The organism is Sinorhizobium saheli (genome assembly GCF_001651875.1).
Taxonomy (GTDB): domain Bacteria; phylum Pseudomonadota; class Alphaproteobacteria; order Rhizobiales; family Rhizobiaceae; genus Sinorhizobium; species Sinorhizobium saheli.
Map to the genome: position 1 here is coordinate 1 of NZ_LNQB01000018.1, position 3,006 is coordinate 3,006.

The 3,006-nt window shown below is 55.6% G+C and carries 3 protein-coding genes; 1 reads left to right on the forward strand and 2 read right to left on the reverse strand.

From position 1 onward, the window contains the following. Window positions 1–119: 119 nt before the first annotated feature. A complete protein-coding gene (locus tag ATB98_RS00115; RefSeq protein WP_066867504.1) occupies window positions 120–725 on the reverse strand; it encodes a hypothetical protein in 606 nt (201 codons plus the stop codon). Between the two features lie 323 nt (window positions 726–1,048). Between ATB98_RS00115 and ATB98_RS00125 the strand changes: the two genes are divergently transcribed. Further along, window positions 1,049–1,363 (forward strand): hypothetical protein, encoded by a 315-nt coding sequence (locus ATB98_RS00125; protein ID WP_066867509.1) that lies wholly within the window; start codon window positions 1,049–1,051, stop codon window positions 1,361–1,363. 97 nt (window positions 1,364–1,460) lie between these two features. Here the strand turns inward: ATB98_RS00125 and ATB98_RS00130 are convergent, their stop codons facing one another. Then, the gene (locus ATB98_RS00130; RefSeq protein WP_084435133.1) at window positions 1,461–2,630 is read right to left on the reverse strand and encodes a Fic family protein; all 1,170 of its coding nucleotides are present in this window, start codon (window positions 2,628–2,630) and stop codon (window positions 1,461–1,463) included. Window positions 2,631–3,006: the final 376 nt, after the last annotated feature.

The window sequence follows — 3,006 nt, forward strand, 5'->3', positions numbered from 1 at the left end:
AATAGGCCGATATGACCAACAAAACCCTTGTGATCAGACCAAATCCTGCCGAAATCCGTCAAAAAATCGCACCCACCGCGAGGGGCTTGCGGTAACGCAACACGATTTTCAGCAGCCTGTTAAGTCGTCAGGTACTGAACGACGACTGCGCTGAAGTCGCCGAAGGTCACCTCCGCAGGGTCCAGCTGCCGCGCGGCATAAATTGCTGGAAGCGTTAAATTGAAGGCAGCAAACTCTGCGCCGATCGCTACGCCGCCCGGTATGTGCACATCGCCGCTCTGCGCTCTCAGCCAAGTGGCGAGTTCCACAATCAACCGGTTAACATCGCCCTGGTGCGAATGAATGTCCTGACCAGCGATATCCGATATGTACCGCTGAAACCGATACTGTTCCCGATCAAAGATAATGCAGGATTTGTTGCGGTGCTTGGGCCCGCCGTATTTCTTTGCGCCGAGAAAAACCCCAAGCTCCAGCGGCATGTTGAAGCGAGGCAGAGGCGGATTACCGTCAACTTCAGTGCGCGAGATGTCGTGTATGCCGTAGCGGCATTCCCCGATTATCCGGCAGATCTTCTCAAATCGGTTGTCGGCGGCATTGTCTGTCTCAAGCGCGCAGCGCGCGACAAAACCCGATCGGATCACGGTGAATACCATCGCGTAGAAAAATTGGCGATATTCCGTCTCAAAGGGGCAATTGACGAAAACGTCCCGATTTTCGCCTGCCATTTATTTCTTGGTGTCCGCGGCGTCCAGAAAGCGGCCCGTTGAAGCATCACGTCGTACCTTCTCGATCGTAGACTTGATCTCACGGGACGTAAAATGCTTGGGTTTGCTTTTTTGGGTGAGGATAACGACGCCATCAGCAAGTGTACCGGCGCTCTTGTAAGCGCCTGAAGAGGTTTTTTCGCCCCTACCTGAAACTCTCTGCGTCGTCTGCTTTGCCATATCCCAGATATGACCGTACCCGATCCCGAAATCAAGGTGTCGATACCATAACTTCGAAAGCACGCTCCGGTAGAGGAAGGTTAAAACTTCGCCAGGATATCGCAATGAAAACCACGATCACCGCCGGCATCCTCGCCACAAGCTTCGCAGCCGCTGCGCCGCCTGCTCACGCGGACTGGTTCGCTCGCCTAAATAGCGGCAACAAGTTGGTCTTGACCGGCGTCGCAACGGACGAGAACGGTATCCTTTCGGCGATTACCCTGACATGTGACAGCAGCCGTTTGAAGGCCGAAATCCCGACACTACAAAATGCCAGTAAGGACGAGCTGTCCACCTACAAATATGCTCGCCTGACCATAGTACCTGAACTGGCTGTCGAAATCGACGTGTTCATAAAAGCGCCAAGTGCCAAAGGCTGATCCCTTGTGACTGCTATTCTGTGTTTGTTTCCGGTTTGTGCGTCTGGGATCGCATAATGTATCGAGTGGAACCCAACCAGTTTTTGTACGCGCTACGTTAGTTGCCCGCGCCGTCACTGAGAATCTCCATATATGCGCGATAAACGAACACCCGCCCACGACGTCGCCCGGTGGCTTCCTCGACGATGCCCAGTTTCTGTAGTTGGTCCAGTGCTGCGTTCACGGTCGGCACGGTGAGACCGCTGCGTTTCGCGGCGGAGGCGGCAGTCAAATAGGGGCTCGTGCGCATGACTTCGTGGATCTGGAGGACCGATCCTGTGCGCTCCGATTCCCTGACAATACGTTCCCGGTCGCTATCGAAAAGTCGTGCAATACGGTTGGCGGTCTCAAAAGCTTGATCCGCTGTCTCGGCCACACCGTCCAGAAAAAACTCGAGCCAAGCTTCCCACGTTCCATATTCTCGGACTTCCTGCAGAAGCCGGTAGTAATCGGCCCGGCGCGATTTGAAATAAAGGCTGAGATAGAGCAGAGGCTGTCGAAGCACGCCTGTCGCGCAAAGGAAGAGTGTGATCAGAAGTCGGCCGAGGCGACCATTGCCATCCAAGAAAGGATGAATGGTTTCAAACTGGACATGGATGAGGCCAGCCTTGATCAGCGGCGGAATGCTCGGTGTGTCCTCATGAATGAATCTTTCCCAGTCACCGAGGCATGTCATGACCTCATTCGGCGGAGGAGGTACGAATATCGCGTTACCCGGCCGCGTGCCGCCGATCCAGTTCTGTGAGGTGCGGAACTCGCCGGGACTCTTTGTTCCGCCGCGGCCGCTGTCCAGCAATCGCTGGTGCATTTCCCGGATGAGGCGCAGTGACAAGGGCAATTGCCGCATTCGCTCGAGACCGAACATCATGGCGTCGACGTAGTTCGAGACCTCGCGGATATCGTCGACAGGGTCGCCGCTGATAGCTTCTGTCTCGAAGCGAAGGAGATCGGATAGCGTCGACTGCGTGCCCTCGATTTGGGACGACAGGACAGCCTCTTTGCGCACGTACATGTACAGGAACAGTTCTTTGTTCGGCAGCAGAATGGACACGCCATCAAGTCGTCCAAGAGCGCGTTCGGCCGCGCTGAGTCGCGTCAAGAGGCCCGGGATTTCGATCGGGGGAGTAGGGGGGAGAGGTGAAGGTACATAAGCCTTCACGCGCTCGCCGCCGACAGCGGTCTCCACAAAACGACCGAGGCGATTGTTACCAGAGGTATCGTTCCTCAAAGTACCTTCCAGTTTGGCTAAGTCGGTCACCTTTAATTAGCATGTCGGGTTAATCAACGAAATCCAATTCTCGTTAATTAATGGAATCGCTAATTTAAATCCGCGCGGATCGCGGTTTCAGTTCGCACCCGTTCAAGATGGGGGCGAGTTCGGGCATCGCTATTTGGGGGGTCTGCGGCTCGGTTCCTTTCAAGGCGAGGGACAGAGGACTGCGCGGCATGTTGCCGGCTTTCCGATTGTCTCGGTCGGGTGGGAAGCGATCGCTCGGCCGATTCTCATTCTGAGACCGGAAAGCTTAGCCCGCTTTTCTCACAGCGGCTCTGGTTTTGGATTGGCGCTGAGGTCTCGTGGCGCTCGCAGGCGAGGACGCGCGCTG

Excerpts from the sequence above, each read along its gene's own strand:
- ATB98_RS00115 (WP_066867504.1), bottom strand. The coding sequence starts at position 725 with ATGGCAGGCGAAAATCGGGACGTTTTCGTCAATTGCCCCTTTGAGACG.
- ATB98_RS00125 (WP_066867509.1), top strand. The coding sequence starts at position 1,049 with ATGAAAACCACGATCACCGCCGGCATCCTCGCCACAAGCTTCGCAGCC.